Genomic DNA, 18037 nt, shown 5'->3' with positions numbered 1-18037 from the left:
CCGCACGAGAAGCCGCACGAGAAGCCGCACGAGAAGCCGCACGAGAAGCCGCACGAGAAGCCGTACGAGAAGGAGCACGATGTTCGCCATAGCCCTGGATGACGACGGAGCCGAACTGCGCCCGCTGGAGGTCTGGCGGGCACCGGAGTTCCTGGCCCACATGGACCGGGCGCGGGACCTGGTCGACCCCTGGATCCCGTTCGCCTCGGCTGCCACCGACCTCACCTCGGCACGGGCCCTGCTCCAGCGGTACGCGGACAAGCAGGCGGCGGACACGGGGCGGCTGTACGGCATCTGGCTGGACGGCACGCTCGTCGGCGGCGTCCTGTTCCGGATCTTCGACGCGGAGGCCGGGAACTGCGAGGTGGGCTGCTGGCTGGAGCCCGCCGCGCAGGGGCGTGGCCTGATCACCCGCGCGATGCGGCACCTGATCGACTGGGCGGTCGACGAGCGCGGGATGCACCGTGTGGAGTGGGACGCGTCCGCCGCCAACACCCGCAGCATCGCCGTGGCGAAGCGGCTCGGCATGACGCGTGAGGCCGTGCTGCGCGAGAACTACCTGTACCGGGGGACGCGCCACGACTCGGAGATCTGGGCCGTCCTGGCACCGGAATGGCGGGAACAGCGGGGCTGACGGACGGGCCGGCGCCGCAACGTTAAGAAGGTTCTCATCCGGGCCCCCTAGCGTGCGGCGCATGAACCCCACCCCCTCCAAGACCTCCACCGCTCCCGCCGTCGACGACGACCGCGAGGAGAAGACGGCCGCCGCGGACGCGGGCGCCGAGCAGGACGCCCCGGTCACGGCCGATGACCGGGACGAAGCGGCGGACGACGGCACGGCCGAGGCCGTGGACCCGGCGGCGGACGACGAGTCGGCCCTGGACGACGAGGACCTGGAGCCCGACGCGTTCGCCGAGGCGTCCCGCGGCGTCGGAGCGGGCGCCGCGGCCGTCGTCGCCGCCGGACTCGGCATCGTCTCCCTGACCGGCGCCTGGACCGGCCGCGTCGCCGCCGAGCGCGAGACCCTGATCGGCCAGATCAGCACGTCCGGCGGCGGCAGCGCGGCCCAGCAGATCTCCGAGATCTACGGGGACGCCTGGCACACCACCGCCCTCGTCAACGGCCTGTTCGCGCTGCTCGCCCTGCTCGTCGGTCTCTTCGTCCTCGTACGCCCCGCCTTCGGCGCCCCCTCCGACCGCCCGCAGCCCGGCTGGATCCGTGCCGTGGCGCTCGCCGGTGTCGCCCTCGGCGTACTCGGCGTGCTGATCTCGGCGGGCATGTACTTCGACCTGTTCGTCTCCCTGCCCAGCGCGGGTGCCCCGACCAGCGGCGGCTGAGCCACCGAGCCCCTGCGGGTGCGGGGCGGTCCGGGCGCGTACGGCGTCCGGCCCGCCCCGTACGCGTATCCCTAAGGCATCCTTCCCCGCGTCTAAGGCGTCCCGGCCTGCGGAGATGCGGCACTCGCCCGATGCGGCGGCACCCGCTGGCGGACGACAGTGGAGGCACGGCGCGAACGGAGCACCGGCCGGCCGGCCGGTCCCCGCCCGCCACTTGTCGTCACCGGGGAGAAGCACATGTACGACTACGAGCTGCACCAGGTCAACGCCGCCGAACTGATCCGCCGGGCCGACGCCCAGCGCACCGTCCGTCAGGCCCTGCTCGCCCGCCGGGCCGCCCGTCGTTCCGGACGCGAGGATCCCGAGGGGCGGGTGAGCACGGACCAGGACCGCTTCGCGCACGCCGCCTAGGCAGGGAGGCGGCGATGGACGCTCCGGGCGCGGTCGGGCGGAAGGTGGCCGTACAGCAGCCCTTCGCACGGCAGCCGGTCGTACCGCAGCCCGTCCAGCCGAAGCCCGTCCTACCGCGGCCGGTCGCGTCGGACGCGTGTGCGATGCTCGGCGACGTGGAGAACAGGTCCGTCAGCCCCGAGTTCGTCGGCCGAGCCGAGGAGCTCGCCTCGCTCGTCGACGCGCTCGCCCGCGCCACCGCGGGCGAGCCGCAGGCGTTGCTGATCGGCGGTGAGGCGGGCGTCGGGAAGACCCGCCTGGTCGAGGAGTTCCTTGCCGCTGCCGGACGCCGCGAAGCCGTCGTCGCCGTGGGCGGCTGCGTGGAGATCGGCGCGGACGGGCTCCCGTTCGCCCCCTTCTCCACGGCCCTGCGCGCACTGCGCCGCACCCTGCCCGGGGAAATGGCCTCGGCCTGCGCCGGACAGGAGGGCGAACTGGCGCGGCTCCTGCCCGAGCTCGGCGAGGCCGACCGGGACGCGACCGACGAGCACAGCACCGCCCGCCTCTTCGAACTCACCGCACGACTCCTGGAGCGCATCTCCACGGACCGTACGGTCGTCCTCGTCCTGGAGGACCTGCACTGGGCCGACGCCTCCACCCGGCATCTGCTCGCCTATCTCTTCCGCACCCTGCGCAACGGCCGCCTCGTCGTGATCGGGACCTACCGCGCCGACGACATCCACCGCCGCCACCCCTTGCGCCCGCTCCTGGCGGAACTGGACCGGCTCCGCACCGTCCGCCGTATCGAACTGGCCCGGTTCAGCCACGCCGAGGTGCGCCGCCAGCTCACCGGCATCCTCGCCGTGACACCCGAGGCCGTCCTGGTCGACGACATCTTCGAGCGCTCCGACGGCAACGCCTTCTTCGTCGAGGAACTGGCCCGAAGCCTGGAGTGCTGCGGCGACAGCTCCGGCCTCTCAGACTCCCTGCGCGACCTCCTCCTGGTCCGCGTCGAAGCCCTCTCCGACGATGCCCAGAAGGTCGCCAGGATCGTCGCCGAGGGCGGATCCACCGTCGAGCACGAACTGCTGGCCGCCGTCGCCGGGCTCGCCGAGGACGAGCTCAACGAGGCCCTGCGGGCAGCCGTCGGCGCCAACCTGCTGCGCCCCGCACCGGACTTCGACGGCTACCGCTTCCGGCACTCCCTGGTCCGCGAGGCCGTCAGCGACGACCTGCTGCCCGGCGAGCGCTCCCGCCTCAACCGCCGTTACGCCGAGGCCCTGGAGGCCGACCCCGCCCTCGTCCGGGCCGACGAACGGGCCACCCGGCTCGCCAGCTACTGGTACGCCGCACACGATGCGGCCAAGGCCCTGCCCGCCGTACTCAAAGCAGCCGTCGAGGCCCGTCGCCGCTTCGCCCACTCCGAGCAACTGCGCCTGCTGGAACGGGCCATGGAGCTGTGGGACGACGTACCCGACGACGTACGCCGCACCCTGCGCCCCCTCGACTACGCCGAGGTCTACCCGGCCTGCGGCTGTGACCCCGAGACCACCCCGCTGCGCTATCTCGACCTGATGGCCGAGGCCACCGTCGCCGCCCGTTTCGGCGGCGACCGCGAACGGGCCCTGGCCATCTCGAAGAAGGCCATGCGGGTCCTGGACGCCGAGGGCGACCCCCTGCGCGCCGCCTGGTTCTGGGTGCAGCGCTCCCGGCTGATGCAGGACCTCACCCGGGGCGACGGATGGCAGGAACTCGCCATCGCCCAGGACCTGGTCCGCGGACTGCCCCCGTCCGCCGTGCACGCCGACGTCCTCACCAACGTGGCGAGCTGGGGAGCCCTGCACCGCCCGGGGCCGGAGACGCTCTCCGACGCCGACCGGGCGGTGGAGTACGCCCGGCTCGTCGGGGACGAGTACATCGAACTGCACGCACGTCTCACCCGGGGGTGGCTCACCGCCGACGCGGGCGCGGTCGACGAGGGCCTGGCCGAGATGTACGCCGTCCGGGACCGCGCCGACGAACTGCACCTGGTCCACCTGGTGGGCCGTGCCAGCATCAACCTCCCCTCCTCGCTGGAGTCCATGGGCCGCTCCCTGGAAGCCGTGGCCGCCGCCGACCACGGCATCGAGGTCTGCCACAGCCACGGCATCGCCGACACGGAGGCCTGGGTCCTCTCCAACCAGTCCCAGTCCTACTTCTCGCTCGGCTACTGGGACGAGAGCCTGGCGGCCGCCGACGCGGCGGCCCTGCTCGCCCAGTCCCGCAAGTCCCGCGGCCTCGTCGCGACCCGCCGCACCGAACTGGCCATCGCCCGCGGCGACCTCGTCGAGGCCGAGCAGCAGCTCGCGCTGTCCCGGCGCCTGTTCGGGCCGCACGACCCGCAGCCCCAGCATCTGATCACCCCGGTCCGCCACGCCATGTACATCGCCGCCCGGCAGGGGCGCCTCCCCGAGGCACGGGCCGCGTTCGAGGCGCTGGCCGAGCGGGGCTTCCCGCCCGGCACGCAGCGGTACGCCCTGCCGCTGCTCCATGTCGCCGCGACCGTCGAGGCGGACGCCCGGGGGCTGCCCGCCACCGACCCGGGCCGCCCCGCCGCCCTGGAGCGCATCCGCGGCCACCTCAAGCGGCTGCCGATGCTGATCCCCGTCTGGGCCGCCCATGGGGTGCTCATCGAAGCCGAACTGGCCCGCGCGGAGGGTGGCGACACCCCCGGCCACTGGTCCCGGGCCGCCGAGGCGTTCGCCCCGCTGCACCGCCCCTACGAACTGGCCCAGATCCGGCATCGCTGGGCCGAGGCGCTCCTCATCGCCCCCGGCGACCGGACCGCCGCGACGGCCCTGCTGCGCGAGGCCCACGCCGTCGCGCACCGGCTGGGCGCCGAGCCGCTGGCCGAGACCGTGGAACAGCTCGCCGGCCGTGCCCGGATCACGCTGGACGCCCCCGACCGGGCTCCGGTCGGGGGCGGTGAGTCCGAGATCCACGCCGCGGTCCTGGTCCCGTCCGCCGAGGGCCGTACCGGGCGGGACGGCGTCGTCGGCACCGTCGGCGCCGAGCGGGCGGGCGCCGCGGAACAGGACCCGGCGGTGGCCGCCGTCGAGTCGTTCGGGCTGACCCCGCGCGAACAGGATGTGCACCAGTTGGTCGCGGCCGGTCACACCAACCGCAGGATCGCCGAGGAGCTGTACATCTCACCGAAGACGGCGAGCGTGCACGTCTCCAACATCCTGGCCAAGCTCGGCGTCTCCAGCCGTGGCGAGGCGGCCGCACTCGCGCACCGGCTGCGGCTCTACCCGGTGCGGCAGGGCTAAGGTCTCCCGCCCGGAGCGGCCGGGTCCGGAGCGGCCGGGTCCGGAGGGGCAGCGTCCGTAACGCCGTCGTCCTGTACGCCGTCGTCCGCGACCGCGCTGCCCGTTGCGTTGTCGCCCGGAACCTCTCCGCCCGGAACCTCTCCGCCCGGAACCTTGCGGTCCGGAACCTTGCGGTCCGGAACCTTGCGGTCCGGAACCTTGCGGTCCGGGGCGGCCGACTCCGGCGCGCGGACCGTCACCTTGCCCGAGGACAGGTCTATCGGCCCCCGGCCCGGATCACCGACGCCGAGATCCACCCGGCTCAGCTCCAGCCGCTTCTGCTCCTCGGACGTGTGCTTACGGCCCGGGGCGAACAGCTCCTCGAAGAAATTGAACACCGGCCGTGCTCCCTCCGACACACTGCGGCATGGCGCCTCCGGCCGTGGCCGGGCCGTGCGGACACGGTCTAGCGCACCTCCAGCAGCATGATCCGGTCGTCCCCCGGCTTCGGGCTCCCGCGCCCGTCCGTATTGCTGGTGACCAGCCACACCTTGTCGCCCCCCGCGCTCATCACGGTGCGCAGGCGGCCGTACTTCTTGTCCAGGAACGACTGGGGGGCCGCCAATGGTTCCTTGCCCGTCGTCCCGGACAGCGGGATCCGCCAGAGCCGCTGGCCCCGCAGGCCCGCCATCCAGATCGAGCCCTCGGCGTACGCGATTCCGCTCGGGGACGCCTGGGACGTCTTCCACTGGGCCACCGGGTCGACGAACCCCTTCTCGCCCTTCTTGCCCTCGGCGTCGGGCCAGCCGTAGTTCCGGCCCGGCTCGATCAGGTTCAGCTCGTCCCAGGTGTCCTGGCCGAACTCGGAGGCCCACAGCCGCTTCTCCCCGTCCCAGGCCAGCCCCTGCACATTGCGGTGCCCGTACGAATACACCACCGAGTCCGCCGCCGGATTGCCGTGCACCGGCTCGCCGTCCGGGGTCATCCGCAGGATCTTGCCCGCCAGTGACTCCTTGTCCTGGGCCAGCCCGGTGTCCCCGGTCTCGCCCGTGCCCGCGTACAGCATCCGGTCCGGGCCGAACGCGATCCGGCCGCCGTTGTGGATGGCGCCCTTGGGGATGCCCCGCAGGATCGTGTCCGGTGCGCCCAGCCGCTGACCGGCAGGGCGCCCCTCGTCGTACTGCATCCGCGCGATGCGGTTGTCGGACTCGGTGGTGAAGTACGCGTACACCTGATGGTCCGCGCCGTACGTGGCGGAGACCGCGAGGCCCAGCAGCCCGCCCTCACCGGCCGGTGACACCCCGGGGACGGAGCCCAGAAGGGTCTGCTTGCCGCTCGTGCCGTCGATCCGGTGGATCGTGGCATCGTCGCGCGAGGCGACCAGCAGATCGCCGCCCGGCAGGACCGCCAGTCCCCAGGGGGAGGCGAGACCCTTCGTGAGCGTCGACAGCACCTTCACGGAGCCCTTGGCCGGGGGCGGCTCGGGCGACGGGGCGGCCGGGGGAGCGGACGAGGTGTTCGCCGGTGGGGACGCGTCGCCGTCCCGTCCCTTCGTGCCCGCCGGACCGTCCCCGGACGAGCACGCGGCGGACAGCAGCAGCGACGCCGTGGCCAGGGCGGCCATCGCCCCCCTGCGCACCGCGGGGACATGGACAGATCCGAACACAGCACCGCGCACAGTACTGATCCTTTCCGACGGCGGCATGACTACTGTTTCTTACACCGCGGGCCCCGCCCGGGGCTCCCGGTGCCGTCAATTCTCCGGCCGTTTCCCCGGCCGTCCGCTCAGTCCCACGACCCGCGCGCCCGCGGCAGGGCGGCGATCTCCGCCAGATCCCGGTCCTGGAGCCGCAGCCGGGCCGCCGCCGCGTTCTCCACGGCCCACCGCTCCCGCTTCGCACCGGGCACCGGCACCACATGCGGCCCCTGCCGCAGCACCCAGGCCAGTGCCACCTGCGCCACCGTCGCCCCGTGCCTTTCCGCGATCCGCCGCAGCCCGGCCACCACCGGCTGGTTCGCGGCCATCATCTCCGCCGTGAACCGGGGATGCCTGGCCCGCAGATCGTCCGGCTCGAAACCCTGCCCCGGCTTCAGCGTTCCCGTGAGGTAGCCGTTGCCCAGCGGCATCGCGGCCAGCAGCCCCACACCCCGCGCCGCACACCAGGGCAGCAGTCTCTCCAGGGCCTCGGGGGACCACACGGACAGCTCCGCCTCGACCGCGCTGACCGGGAAGACCTGCTGCACCCGCTCCAGCTGCCGGATCGTTCCGTCATGCACGCCCGCACCGGACCGGCGCGGAGCGCGCGCCCCCACGGCGCACAGCCCGAGCGCGCGCACCTTGCCCGCGGTCACCAGATCGGCCATCGCGCCCCAGGTCTCCTCCACCGGGACCTCCGGGTCGGCGCGGTGCAGCTGATAGAGGTCGATCACATCGGTCTGGAGCCGCCGCAACGAGGCGTCGCAGGCCCGTCGTACGTAGCCGGGCCGGCCGTTGGCCACGATGTGCTGATCACCCACCAGCAGCCCGCACTTGGTCGAGACGAACGCCTCCGAGCGGCGCCCCTTGAGCGCTCGCCCGACCAGCAGCTCATTGGTGAACGGGCCGTACATGTCCGCGGTGTCGAGCAGCCGGACACCCGCGTCGAGCGCTGCGTGCACGGTCCGCAACGAGCGGTCACCGAGCCGCTGCGACGCGCTGTACCCCCAGTTCATCGGCATACAGCCCAGCCCGACCGCCCCCACGGCGAGCCCCGCCGCACCGATAGTCCTGCGCTCCAACTCCCCGAACCCTCCCTCGGACCCGCCGATGCGGGACCACACCGGACCCCAAAGTAACCTCTGGCGCCGCGCCGCCTCCGGGCAGCCGTCGCAGAGCCGTCGGCAACCCCTCGCGGAACCGCCCCCGCGCCCCCGCGCCGCCGTCGCATAGCCTCCTGACCATGACTTCCGCGACGCATACCGACGTATGGCTGCCTTTTCCCGCCGAGGAGATCGACGGGCTCCCCGAGGGTCTCAACTACCGCTTGTGGGACGGCGGCCGGGACTACCCCGCCGATCCCGCGGACTGCGCCTTCTACGTCGTCCCGTACATGAAGGGCCCCGAGGTCGCGGTCCGCCCGCTCGCGTCCATGGGCGCGGTCCGGGTCGTGCAGACCCTCTCCGCCGGGATCGACCATGTGGAGCCGGGCCTCGGCCTGCTGCCCTCCGGGGTACGGCTGTGCAACGCGAAGGGGGTGCACGAGGCGTCCACCGCGGAACTCGCCCTGGCGCTGGTCCTGGCCTCCCTGCGCGGCTTCCCCGGGTTCGTCCACGGGCAGGCCGACGAGAAGTGGCTCTCCGGCTTCTACCCCGCGCTCGCCGACAAGTCCGTCCTGATCGTGGGATATGGATCCATCGGATCGGCCATCGAGGACCGGCTCGAACCCTTCGAGTGCGCGCGGGTGGCACGTGTGGCGCGCTCCGCCCGGACAACGGCGCGCGGCCCCGTACACGCACTGGACGACCTGCCCGCGCTGCTGCCCGAGGCCGATGTCGTCATACTCTCCACCCCGCTGAACCCTTCCTCGCAAGGGCTGGTGGGAGCCGAGTTCCTCGCCGCGATGCCGGACGGCGCCCTGCTGGTGAATGTCGCACGCGGCGGCGTGGTCGACACCGAGGCGCTGCTGTCCGAGCTCGCGTCCGGCCGGCTGCGGGCGGCGCTCGACGTCACCGACCCGGAACCGCTGCCGGCCGGCCATCCTCTCTGGCATGCTCCGAATGTGCTGATCACCCCTCATGTGGGCGGCAGCACCTCGGCGTTCGAGCCCCGGGCGAAGCGTCTGCTGGCCGCTCAGCTCACCCGGTTCGCCGCCGGAGAGCCGGTGCGCAACGTCGTGCGCACCATCGGCTGACGCAGGCGTCCGACGGCGTCCGGCGGAGCCCCGTCGCAGTTGTCGGCTCGGCGCTCGACAGGCGTCCGGCGGGGCGCTCCGCCACGCTGTGAAGCGCTACGGACGCGTCGTGTGGCGACGAAACCGCAGGTCGTCACGGAGCGTAGAGGAACTATGGCCCTGAGTGACGAGTCTGGTGTATCGTCCAGACCGGGGGGCTGCGCCGTGGAAGGGACGGCGCGGGGGGAGCACCGGAACGCGAGGGGGCGACGGGCGATGTGCTGGCCATGGAGAGACGATCCGACGCGGGGCGGGCGACGGCGGTCATCGGTACCACCGGAGCGGGGACGCCATACCCGCCGGAGGGTGGAATCGCGGTGCCGGACAGGTCCGGCGGAGAGGTTGATGCCGGGGGTGCCGGGCCCGATCCCCGGAGCCTTCCGGTGAGCGCCTTCGGGGCACTGCTCGCCCGTCCGCCGCTCACCGGCAGCCGGACGGGGCTGCTGCCCCAGATCGTGCTCGTCTTCGTCTGCGGGGGCTACGCCGTGGGCGCGGCCACCGGCTGGGGGTCGCCGGAACTGGCCCTCGTCATGGGGGACTTCGGCCTCAGCGTCGCCGCGACGATCGCCGCGGTCTCCTGTTTCCTCTACGCGCGCGCCAGCGGCCGACGGCTGCGGCCCGCCTGGCTGCTGTTCTCGTTCTCCTCCCTGATGGCCGCCGGGGGGAACGCGGTCTGGGGCTGGTACGAGGTGGTGCTGGGGCTCCCGGTGCCCACGCCTTCGCTGGCCGATCTCTTCTACCTCTGCTTCGCGCCGCCCGCGATCGTCGGGCTGCTCGTCCTCGCCAAGCGTCCCGTCACCCGGGCCGGGTGGGTGTGCCTGGTCCTGGACTCCTGGCTGATCGGCGGCTCGCTGCTCACGCTCTCCTGGAGCCTCGCCCTGGCCCACACCGCGCAGGTGGCCAACGTCGAGGACGCCAGCGTGGCCCGTGCGGCGCTCTCGCTGGCCTACCCGTTGCTCGACATCGTGCTCGTCTCCATGGTGCTCGCGCTCCACTTCCGCCGGGTCAACGCCAACCGCTCCGCGGTCAACCTGGCCATCGCCGCGCTCGCCCTGACCGTCCTGAGCGACGCGGTGTTCACCTCACCGCTGCTGCGCTCCACCTACCGGTCGGGCGAACTGCTCGACGCGGGCTGGTTCGCCGGCTCGCTGCTCCTCGCGTACGCCCCCTGGGGTGCCCGGCGCGTCGCGAGCCGCTCCGACCGGCCCTTCGGTCCGCCGCGGGCCACCACCAGCCGGCCGATCGCCGGGTCCCTGGCCGCCCTGACCCCGTATCTGGCCGCCGCCGTCTGCACCCTCGGCATCCTGTACAACGTGGTCGAGGGCCGCCGGGTGGACCAGGTCGTGGTGCTCACCGGCTGCGCCGTCGTCCTGGCCCTGGTCGTCCGGCAGGGCATCATGCTCCTCGACAACATCACCCTCACCCAGGAGCTGGCCCAGAAGGAGAACCACTTCCGCTCCCTGGTGCAGGGGTCCAGCGACGTCATCATGATCGCCGCACCCTCCGGCATACTCCGCTACGTCAGCCCCGCCGCGGCCGGTGTGTACGGGCGTGAAGCGGACGATCTCGTCGGCTCCGAGCTGTCCTCGGTCATCCACCCCGAGGACCTCGGCGGGGTGGTCCACGAGCTGCGGCGGTTTCTCGCCACCCCGCCCCACGAGGAGCCCACCACCCGGATCGAGTGCCGCTTCAGATCCGGCACCGGTGACTGGCTCAATGTCGAGTCCACCGTCAACCGGCACCACGGCGGCCTTCTGCTCAACAGCCGGGACGTGACCGAACGGGTCCGCCTCCAGGCGCAGTTGCAGCACAACGCCGAGCACGACCCGCTCACCGACCTGCCCAATCGCGCCCTCTTCACCAAACGCGTCCGCCAGGCGCTCGGCGGGCGCCGCTCCGGCGACCCGGGCACCGCCGTGCTCTTCATCGACCTCGACGGCTTCAAGGCGGTCAACGACACCATCGGCCACCAGGCGGGCGACGAACTCCTCATCCAGGCCGCCCGCCGCCTGGCCGAATCCGTACGGGCCGGGGACACCGCGGCCAGGCTCGGCGGCGACGAGTTCGCCGCGCTCATCATCGGCGACGGCACACACGACCAGGCCGCGCGGGAGTATCAGGTCCACGACATCGCCGACCGGCTGCGCCTCACGCTCTCCCAGCCGTACCGGATCGGCGCCAGCGAGGTCCGGGTGGCGGCCTCCATCGGCGTCGCCTTCGCCGAGCCCGCCATCACCCCCACCGACCTCATGCGCAACGCGGACCTCGCGATGTACCGGGCCAAGGCGGGCGGCAAGGACCGGGTCGAGCTGTACGCCCCGCAGATGCAGGCCGACGTCGTCCGCCGCTCCGAGCTGGCCGCCCGGCTGCGCACCGCCCTGCGCGACGGGGAGTTCGCCCTGCTGCACCAGCCGGTCGTCCATCTGGCCAGCGGGTCCGTCGCCGCCGTCGCCGCCCAGGCCCGCTGGCGCTCCGCGCAGGGCATCCTGTTCACCCCCGCCGAGTTCCTGCGGGTCCCCGACGACAGCGACCGCACCGCCGAACTCGGCCGCTGGCTGCTCGAAGAGGCCGTCGCACAGGCCGCCGAACGGGCCAGGGCCGGACACCCCGTCTCCGTCTCCGTACGGCTGTCCGCCGGCCGGCTCCTGGACAAGACCCTGCCCTTCGGCTCCATCGAAGCGCTCCTGACCCGCTACGGGCTGCCCTCCGGGGCGCTGATGATCGAGGTGGCCGACAGCGACCCACGGGTCTCCTTCGACGATCTGGAGCAGCGGCTCGTCGCGCTGCGCCGGCTCGGCGTACGTATCGCGCTGGACGGCTTCGGCAGCGGTTACGCGGCGATCAACGCGCTGCGCCGGCTCCCCATCGACGTACTGAAACTGGACCGCGGGCTGGTCGAGGGAGTGGTGGAGTCCGCCCGGCTCCACAAGATCACGAGCGGGTTGCTGCGGATCGCCTGCGATCTCGGCATGCAGTCCGTGGCCGACGGTGTCGACGTACCGGAGCAGGTCCTCGCGCTGCGCGCCATGGGGTGTACGCACGGCCAGGGGATGGCCTTCTCCGGGCCGCTGGACGAGTACCGGCTGCGCCGCGCGCTGGTCCGCGGAGAGTTCCCGGTGCCCGGCGTTCCCGCCGCCCGGCCGGTCCTCGCGGGCGGCTCGATTCCGCTCCTCGCCGGATCACATGCTGAGACGCCCATCCCACCCACTTGACACCTCATGCGTGCCGGAGAGAGGGTCAATGCCATGCGCACCCGAATTCTCGTACTTGGAAAGCGCGTCGGCTGAAGCAGAGTCACTCCACGACACTCTGCAGACCGCACCGGCGCGCTCCCCTCGCTTGCCTCACGGCACGAGGGGTTTTTTGTTGCACCGGCACCCCGCAAAACGCTGCAAAACACCCGCGAAAACCCTCAGCTTCGAGAAGAGAATGTCGATGACCGAGCAGGCCACCGGGGCCCACCACCCGCAGCCGCGCGCCCGTAACGGCGGACCGTCGTCCGTCACCGTTGAGCACCTCACGGGCGCGCAGTCCCTCATCCGTTCTCTTGAGGAAGTCGGCGCCGACACGGTATTCGGCCTCCCCGGCGGTTGCATCCTTCCGGCGTACGACCCGCTGATGGACTCCACCCGGGTCCGCCACATCCTGGTCCGCCACGAGCAGGGTGCCGGTCACGCGGCCACCGGGTACGCGCAGGCCACCGGCAAGGTCGGTGTCTGCATGGTCACCTCGGGCCCCGGCGCCACCAACCTGGTCACCCCGATCGCCGACGCGCACATGGACTCCGTGCCGCTCGTCGCGATCACCGGCCAGGTCGCCTCCAAGTCGATCGGCACGGACGCCTTCCAGGAAGCCGACATCTGCGGCATCACGATGCCGATCACGAAGCACAACTTCCTGGTCACCCGCGCCGAGGACATCGCGCACACCATCTCCGAGGCCTTCCACATCGCCTCCACCGGCCGCCCCGGACCGGTCCTCGTCGACATCGCCAAGGACGCCCTCCAGTCGCAGACCACCTTCAGCTGGCCGCCCATCCAGGACCTGCCGGGCTACCGCCCGGTCACCAAGCCGCATGCCAAGCAGATCCGCGAGGCCGCCAGGCTCATCACCCAGGCCAAGCGCCCCGTGCTGTACGTCGGCGGCGGCGTCCTCAAGGCGGGGGCCACCGCCGAGCTGAAGGTCCTCGCGGAGCTCACCGGAGCGCCCGTCACCACCACACTGATGGCGCTCGGCGCATTCCCCGACAGCCACCCGCTGCACGTCGGAATGCCGGGCATGCACGGTGCGGTCACCGCCGTCACCGCGCTGCAGAAGGCCGACCTGATCGTCGCCCTCGGAGCCCGTTTCGACGACCGCGTCACCGGCAAGCTGGACAGCTTCGCCCCGTACGCCAAGATCGTCCACGCCGACATCGACCCGGCCGAGATCGGCAAGAACCGCGCCGCCGACGTGCCGATCGTGGGGGACGCGCGCGAGGTCCTGGCCGATCTGGTCCAGGCGGTCCAGGCGGAGCACACCGAGGGCCATATCGGCGACTATGCAGCCTGGTGGAAGGACCTCAACCGCTGGCGCGACACCTACCCGCTCGGCTACGACCTGCCCGCGGACGGCAGCCTCTCCCCGCAGCAGGTCATCCAGCGCATCGGCAAGCTCGCCCCCGAGGGCACGATCTTCGCGGCGGGCGTCGGCCAGCACCAGATGTGGGCCTCCCACTTCATCGACTACGAGCAGCCCGCCACCTGGCTGAACTCCGGCGGCGCCGGGACGATGGGGTACGCGGTCCCGGCCGCGATGGGCGCCAAGGCCGGGATGCCGGACCGTACGGTCTGGGCCATCGACGGCGACGGCTGCTTCCAGATGACCAACCAGGAACTCACCACCTGCGCGCTCAACAACATCCCGATCAAGGTCGCCATCATCAACAACGGCGCCCTCGGGATGGTCCGCCAGTGGCAGACCCTGTTCTACAACCAGCGCTACTCCAACACCGTGCTGCACTCCGGCGCCGACACGGACGGCCTCCCGGCGAAGGGCACCCGCGTGCCGGACTTCGTCAAGCTGTCCGAGGCCATGGGCTGCTACGCGATCCGCTGCGAGGACCCGGCCGACCTGGACAAGGTCATCGAAGAGGCCAACTCCATCAACGACCGCCCCGTCGTGGTCGACTTCATCGTCCACGAGGACGCCATGGTGTGGCCGATGGTCGCCGCCGGCACCTCCAACGACGAGGTCATGGCAGCCCGCGGTGTCCGCCCCGACTTCGGCGACAACGAAGACGACTGAGAGACAGAGAGAGACCGACTCCATGTCCAGCAAGCACACGCTCTCCGTCCTGGTCGAGAACAAGCCCGGTGTCCTCGCCCGGATCACGGCCCTGTTCTCCCGGCGCGGCTTCAATATCGACTCGCTCGCGGTCGGTACCACCGAACACCCCGACATCTCCCGCATCACCATCGTCGTGAATGTCGAGGACCTGCCCCTGGAGCAGGTGACCAAGCAGCTCAACAAGCTGGTCAACGTCCTGAAGATCGTCGAACTCGAGCCCTCCGCTGCGATCCAGCGCGAGCTCGTCCTGGTGAAGGTCCGCGCCGACAGCGAGACCCGCTCCCAGATCGTCGAGATCGTCCAGCTGTTCCGCGCCAAGACCGTGGACGTCTCCCCGGAGGCCGTCACGATCGAGGCGACCGGAGGGGCCGACAAGCTGGAGGCCATGCTCAAGATGCTGGAGCAGTACGGCATCAAGGAACTGGTCCAGTCCGGCACCATCGCCATAGGGCGCGGCGCGCGCTCGATCACCGACCGGTCCCTGCGCGCACTCGACCGCACGGCGTAGCCCGGCCGGCGGTCCCGGCCGCCGGCCCGCCGCTCGCATGGCGAGACCCGAGAACGTATACGACGCACCCCGCCGTACGGTGGGACGCAACACCTGCACACCAAGGAGAAGACCCAGTGGCCGAGCTGTTCTACGACGACGATGCCGACCTGTCCATCATCCAGGGCCGCAAGGTCGCGGTCATCGGCTACGGCAGCCAGGGCCACGCCCACGCGCTGTCGCTCCGTGACTCCGGCGTCGACGTCCGCGTCGGTCTGCACGAGGGCTCGAAGTCCAAGGCCAAGGCCGAGGAGCAGGGTCTGCGTGTGGTGACCCCCGCCGAGGCCGCCGCCGAGGCCGACGTCATCATGATCCTCGTCCCGGACCCGATCCAGGCCCAGGTCTACGAGGAGTCCATCAAGGACAACCTCAAGGACGGCGACGCGCTGTTCTTCGGCCACGGCCTGAACATCCGCTTCGACTTCATCAAGCCGCCGGCCAACGTCGACGTCTGCATGGTCGCCCCGAAGGGCCCCGGCCACCTCGTCCGCCGCCAGTACGAGGAAGGCCGCGGCGTCCCGTGCATCGTGGCCGTCGAGCAGGACCCGACCGGCAACGGCCTGGCGCTCGCCCTCTCGTACGCCAAGGGCATCGGCGGCACCCGCGCCGGCGTCATCAGGACCACCTTCACCGAGGAGACCGAGACCGACCTGTTCGGTGAGCAGGCCGTCCTCTGCGGTGGCACCGCCGCCCTGGTCAAGGCCGGTTTCGAGACCCTGACCGAGGCCGGCTACCAGCCGGAGATCGCGTACTTCGAGTGCCTGCACGAGCTGAAGCTCATCGTGGACCTCATGTACGAGGGCGGCCTGGAGAAGATGCGCTGGTCCATCTCGGAGACCGCCGAGTGGGGCGACTACGTCACCGGCCCGCGGATCATCACCGAGGACACCAAGGCCGAGATGAAGAAGGTGCTCACCGAGATCCAGGACGGCACCTTCGCCAAGGCGTGGATGGCCGAGTACCACAACGGTCTGCCCAAGTACAACGAGTACAAGAAGGCCGACAGCGACCACCTGCTGGAGACCACCGGCCGTGAGCTGCGCAAGCTCATGAGCTGGGTCAACGACGAGGACGCGTAGGTCCTTCGCCGGGGGCGGGTCCATCGGGCCCGCCCCCGGCACCGCAGCCGTCTCACACCCCCGTGTCACTGCGGGAGAGGCGGTGGGGAAGGGGCGGCACCGCATGGGTGGACACCACGTCCACCCTCGTGCGGGTGATCCTTCCACCGGGGTGCAATATGCGCTCCGTCGCATGACTACACTTCTCCACACATACACGCGTCAGGGCCCACAGTGTCGTGCGTCTACCACGCGGCTAGCCCCTCCACCGCCTGCGGCCGTCGGGACGGCCGTCCGCACTGGACTTGTGAGGACTCACGTGAGCTCGAAACCTGTCGTACTCATCGCTGAAGAGCTGTCGCCGGCCACGGTCGACGCTCTGGGTCCGGATTTCGAGATCCGGCACTGCAACGGCGCGGACCGCGCCGAACTCCTCCCCGCGATCGCTGATGTCGACGCCATCCTGGTGCGCTCCGCCACCAAGGTCGACGCCGAGGCCATCGCCGCCGCGAAGAAGCTCCGGGTCGTCGCCCGGGCCGGCGTCGGTCTGGACAATGTCGACGTCTCCTCGGCCACCAAGGCCGGCGTGATGGTCGTCAACGCCCCGACGTCCAACATCGTCACCGCCGCCGAGCTCGCCTGCGGTCTGCTGGTCGCCACCGCGCGCAACATCCCGCAGGCCAACACCGCCCTGAAGAACGGCGAGTGGAAGCGCTCCAAGTACACGGGCGTCGAGCTGAGCGAGAAGGTCCTCGGCGTCGTCGGTCTCGGCCGCATCGGCGTCCTGGTCGCGCAGCGCATGTCGGCCTTCGGCATGAAGATCGTCGCGTACGACCCCTATGTACAGCCGGCCCGCGCCGCGCAGATGGGCGTCAAGCTCCTCAGCCTGGACGAGCTGCTGGAGGTCGCCGACTTCATCACCGTGCACCTGCCCAAGACTCCCGAGACGCTCGGCCTGATCGGTGACGAGGCGCTGCACAAGGTGAAGCCCTCGGTGCGCATCGTCAACGCCGCCCGCGGTGGCATCGTCGACGAGCAGGCCCTCGCCTCCGCCCTCAAGGAGGGCCGTGTCGCGGGTGCCGGTCTGGACGTGTACACGAAGGAGCCCTGCACGGACTCCCCGCTGTTCGAGTTCGACCAGGTCGTCTGCACCCCGCACCTCGGCGCCTCCACCGACGAGGCCCAGGAGAAGGCGGGCATCGCGGTCGCCAAGTCCGTACGTCTCGCCCTCGCCGGTGAGCTCGTGCCGGACGCGGTCAACGTGCAGGGCGGTGTGATCGCCGAGGACGTACGTCCCGGACTGCCGCTCGCCGAGAAGCTCGGCCGGATCTTCACCGCGCTCGCGGGCGAGGTCGCGGCCCGGCTCGACGTCGAGGTGTACGGCGAGATCACCCAGCACGATGTGAAGGTGCTGGAGCTCTCGGCGCTCAAGGGCGTCTTCGAGGACGTCGTCGACGAGACCGTGAGCTACGTCAACGCCCCGCTCTTCGCACAGGAGCGCGGTGTCGAGGTCCGCCTCACCACCAGCTCCGAGTCGCCCGACCACCGCAATGTGGTGACCGTCCGCGGTACGCTGTCGAGCGGCGAGGAGGTCGCGGTCTCCGGCACGCTGGCCGGCCCGAAGAACCTCCAGAAGATCGTGGCCATCGGCGACCACGACGTCGACCTGGCACTGGCCGACCACATGGTCGTGCTGCGCTACCAGGACCGTCCCGGCGTCGTCGGCGCGGTCGGCAAGATCCTCGGCGAGGCCGGGCTGAACATCGCGGGCATGCAGGTCTCGCGGGCGGCCGTGGGCGGCGAGGCGCTGGTCGTCCTCACCGTGGACGACACCGTCCCACAGCCCGTGCTGAACGAGATCTCCGTGGAGATCGGCGCCGCCTCGGCCCGCTCGGTGAACCTCACCGCCTGACCGCCGCACCGGCCGGACACCGTACCCGGCAGCTGGACGCACGTTCTCCGCGAGCGTCCAGCTGCCGGGTACGGTGCTGTCCGGGGCCGGACAGGGCCGGACCGGGCGGGGCCGGACCGGGCAGGGCGGGGCCGGGCGGGGCCGGGGAGGATGGGCCCGGTGTTGGGCCCTGGGACCCACGACGGGACAGGGGTCCCGGCCCTAGCGTGAGCCGTTGTCATGTCGCTACTGACAGCGGGGGTTGGGGTC

At 71.6% G+C, this 18037-nt stretch carries 13 protein-coding genes; 10 read left to right on the top strand and 3 right to left on the bottom strand.

What is annotated here, in order from left to right:
- Nucleotides 1-79 precede the first annotated feature (79 nt).
- The 4 genes from A6A29_RS35910 (at nucleotide 80) to A6A29_RS35895 (ending at nucleotide 5035) form a co-directional block, all read left to right on the top strand.
- The gene (locus A6A29_RS35910; protein ID WP_073727048.1) at nucleotides 80-634 is read left to right on the top strand and encodes a GNAT family N-acetyltransferase; all 555 of its coding nucleotides are present in this window, start codon (nucleotides 80-82) and stop codon (nucleotides 632-634) included.
- Between the two features lie 61 nt (nucleotides 635-695).
- Nucleotides 696-1337: a hypothetical protein gene (locus A6A29_RS35905; RefSeq protein ID WP_073727047.1), complete on the top strand. Its 642-nt coding sequence runs from the start codon at nucleotides 696-698 to the stop codon at nucleotides 1335-1337.
- A gap of 237 nt (nucleotides 1338-1574) precedes the next feature.
- A complete protein-coding gene (locus A6A29_RS46035; RefSeq protein WP_198953507.1) occupies nucleotides 1575-1748 on the top strand; it encodes a hypothetical protein in 174 nt (57 codons plus the stop codon).
- Between the two features lie 143 nt (nucleotides 1749-1891).
- Complete coding sequence (locus A6A29_RS35895) at nucleotides 1892-5035, top strand: helix-turn-helix transcriptional regulator (protein WP_073727388.1); 3144 nt, start codon at nucleotides 1892-1894, stop codon at nucleotides 5033-5035.
- On the opposite strand, the gene A6A29_RS35890 is transcribed toward A6A29_RS35895, so the two are convergent.
- The 3 genes from A6A29_RS35890 to A6A29_RS35880 form a co-directional block, all read right to left on the bottom strand.
- Nucleotides 5032-5412, bottom strand: coding sequence for a DUF6191 domain-containing protein (locus tag A6A29_RS35890; RefSeq protein WP_073727045.1), 381 nt, complete (start codon nucleotides 5410-5412; stop codon nucleotides 5032-5034). The genes A6A29_RS35895 and A6A29_RS35890 overlap by 4 nt on opposite strands.
- Before the next feature lie 68 nt (nucleotides 5413-5480).
- Nucleotides 5481-6638, bottom strand: coding sequence for a PQQ-dependent sugar dehydrogenase (locus A6A29_RS35885; protein ID WP_241838780.1), 1158 nt, complete (start codon nucleotides 6636-6638; stop codon nucleotides 5481-5483).
- A 161-nt stretch (nucleotides 6639-6799) separates the two neighbouring features.
- Nucleotides 6800-7756, bottom strand: coding sequence for an aldo/keto reductase (locus A6A29_RS35880; RefSeq protein ID WP_073727043.1), 957 nt, complete (start codon nucleotides 7754-7756; stop codon nucleotides 6800-6802).
- Nucleotides 7757-7953: 197 nt separating this feature from the next.
- Here A6A29_RS35880 and A6A29_RS35875 point away from each other — a divergent pair, with 197 nt between their 5' ends.
- The 6 genes from A6A29_RS35875 to serA all read left to right on the top strand — a co-directional run bounded on the left by A6A29_RS35875 (nucleotide 7954) and on the right by serA (nucleotide 17788).
- The gene (locus A6A29_RS35875) at nucleotides 7954-8904 is read left to right on the top strand and encodes a 2-hydroxyacid dehydrogenase (RefSeq protein WP_073727042.1); all 951 of its coding nucleotides are present in this window, start codon (nucleotides 7954-7956) and stop codon (nucleotides 8902-8904) included.
- Nucleotides 8905-9326: 422 nt separating this feature from the next.
- Nucleotides 9327-12155: a putative bifunctional diguanylate cyclase/phosphodiesterase gene (locus A6A29_RS35870; RefSeq protein WP_073727041.1), complete on the top strand. Its 2829-nt coding sequence runs from the start codon at nucleotides 9327-9329 to the stop codon at nucleotides 12153-12155.
- A gap of 217 nt (nucleotides 12156-12372) precedes the next feature.
- Complete coding sequence (locus A6A29_RS35865) at nucleotides 12373-14229, top strand: acetolactate synthase large subunit (protein WP_073727040.1); 1857 nt, start codon at nucleotides 12373-12375, stop codon at nucleotides 14227-14229.
- Nucleotides 14230-14251: 22 nt separating this feature from the next.
- Complete coding sequence (gene ilvN / locus A6A29_RS35860; RefSeq protein ID WP_073727039.1) at nucleotides 14252-14779, top strand: acetolactate synthase small subunit; 528 nt, start codon at nucleotides 14252-14254, stop codon at nucleotides 14777-14779.
- A 116-nt stretch (nucleotides 14780-14895) separates the two neighbouring features.
- The gene (ilvC, locus tag A6A29_RS35855; protein ID WP_073727038.1) at nucleotides 14896-15897 is read left to right on the top strand and encodes a ketol-acid reductoisomerase; all 1002 of its coding nucleotides are present in this window, start codon (nucleotides 14896-14898) and stop codon (nucleotides 15895-15897) included.
- A 298-nt stretch (nucleotides 15898-16195) separates the two neighbouring features.
- On the top strand, nucleotides 16196-17788 hold the full coding sequence (serA, locus tag A6A29_RS35850) for a phosphoglycerate dehydrogenase (protein WP_073727037.1): 1593 nt from the start codon (nucleotides 16196-16198) through the stop codon (nucleotides 17786-17788).
- Nucleotides 17789-18037: the final 249 nt, after the last annotated feature.

It is taken from the genome of Streptomyces sp. TSRI0281 (assembly GCF_001905125.1).
GTDB lineage: Bacteria > Actinomycetota > Actinomycetes > Streptomycetales > Streptomycetaceae > Streptomyces.
This window is presented reverse-complemented; position numbering and strand designations above follow the sequence as displayed.

Bases quoted from the DNA above. Each gene is read 5' to 3' on its own strand.
- ilvN (WP_073727039.1), top strand. From the start codon at position 14,252: ATGTCCAGCAAGCACACGCTCTCCGTCCTGGTCGAGAACAAGCCCGGT.
- A6A29_RS35865 (WP_073727040.1), top strand. From the start codon at position 12,373: ATGTCGATGACCGAGCAGGCCACCGGGGCCCACCACCCGCAGCCGCGC.
- A6A29_RS35875 (WP_073727042.1), top strand. From the start codon at position 7,954: ATGACTTCCGCGACGCATACCGACGTATGGCTGCCTTTTCCCGCCGAG.
- A6A29_RS35910 (WP_073727048.1), top strand. From the start codon at position 80: ATGTTCGCCATAGCCCTGGATGACGACGGAGCCGAACTGCGCCCGCTG.
- A6A29_RS46035 (WP_198953507.1), top strand. From the start codon at position 1,575: ATGTACGACTACGAGCTGCACCAGGTCAACGCCGCCGAACTGATCCGC.
- A6A29_RS35905 (WP_073727047.1), top strand. From the start codon at position 696: ATGAACCCCACCCCCTCCAAGACCTCCACCGCTCCCGCCGTCGACGAC.
- A6A29_RS35895 (WP_073727388.1), top strand. From the start codon at position 1,892: ATGCTCGGCGACGTGGAGAACAGGTCCGTCAGCCCCGAGTTCGTCGGC.
- A6A29_RS35885 (WP_241838780.1), bottom strand. From the start codon at position 6,638: ATGGCCGCCCTGGCCACGGCGTCGCTGCTGCTGTCCGCCGCGTGCTCG.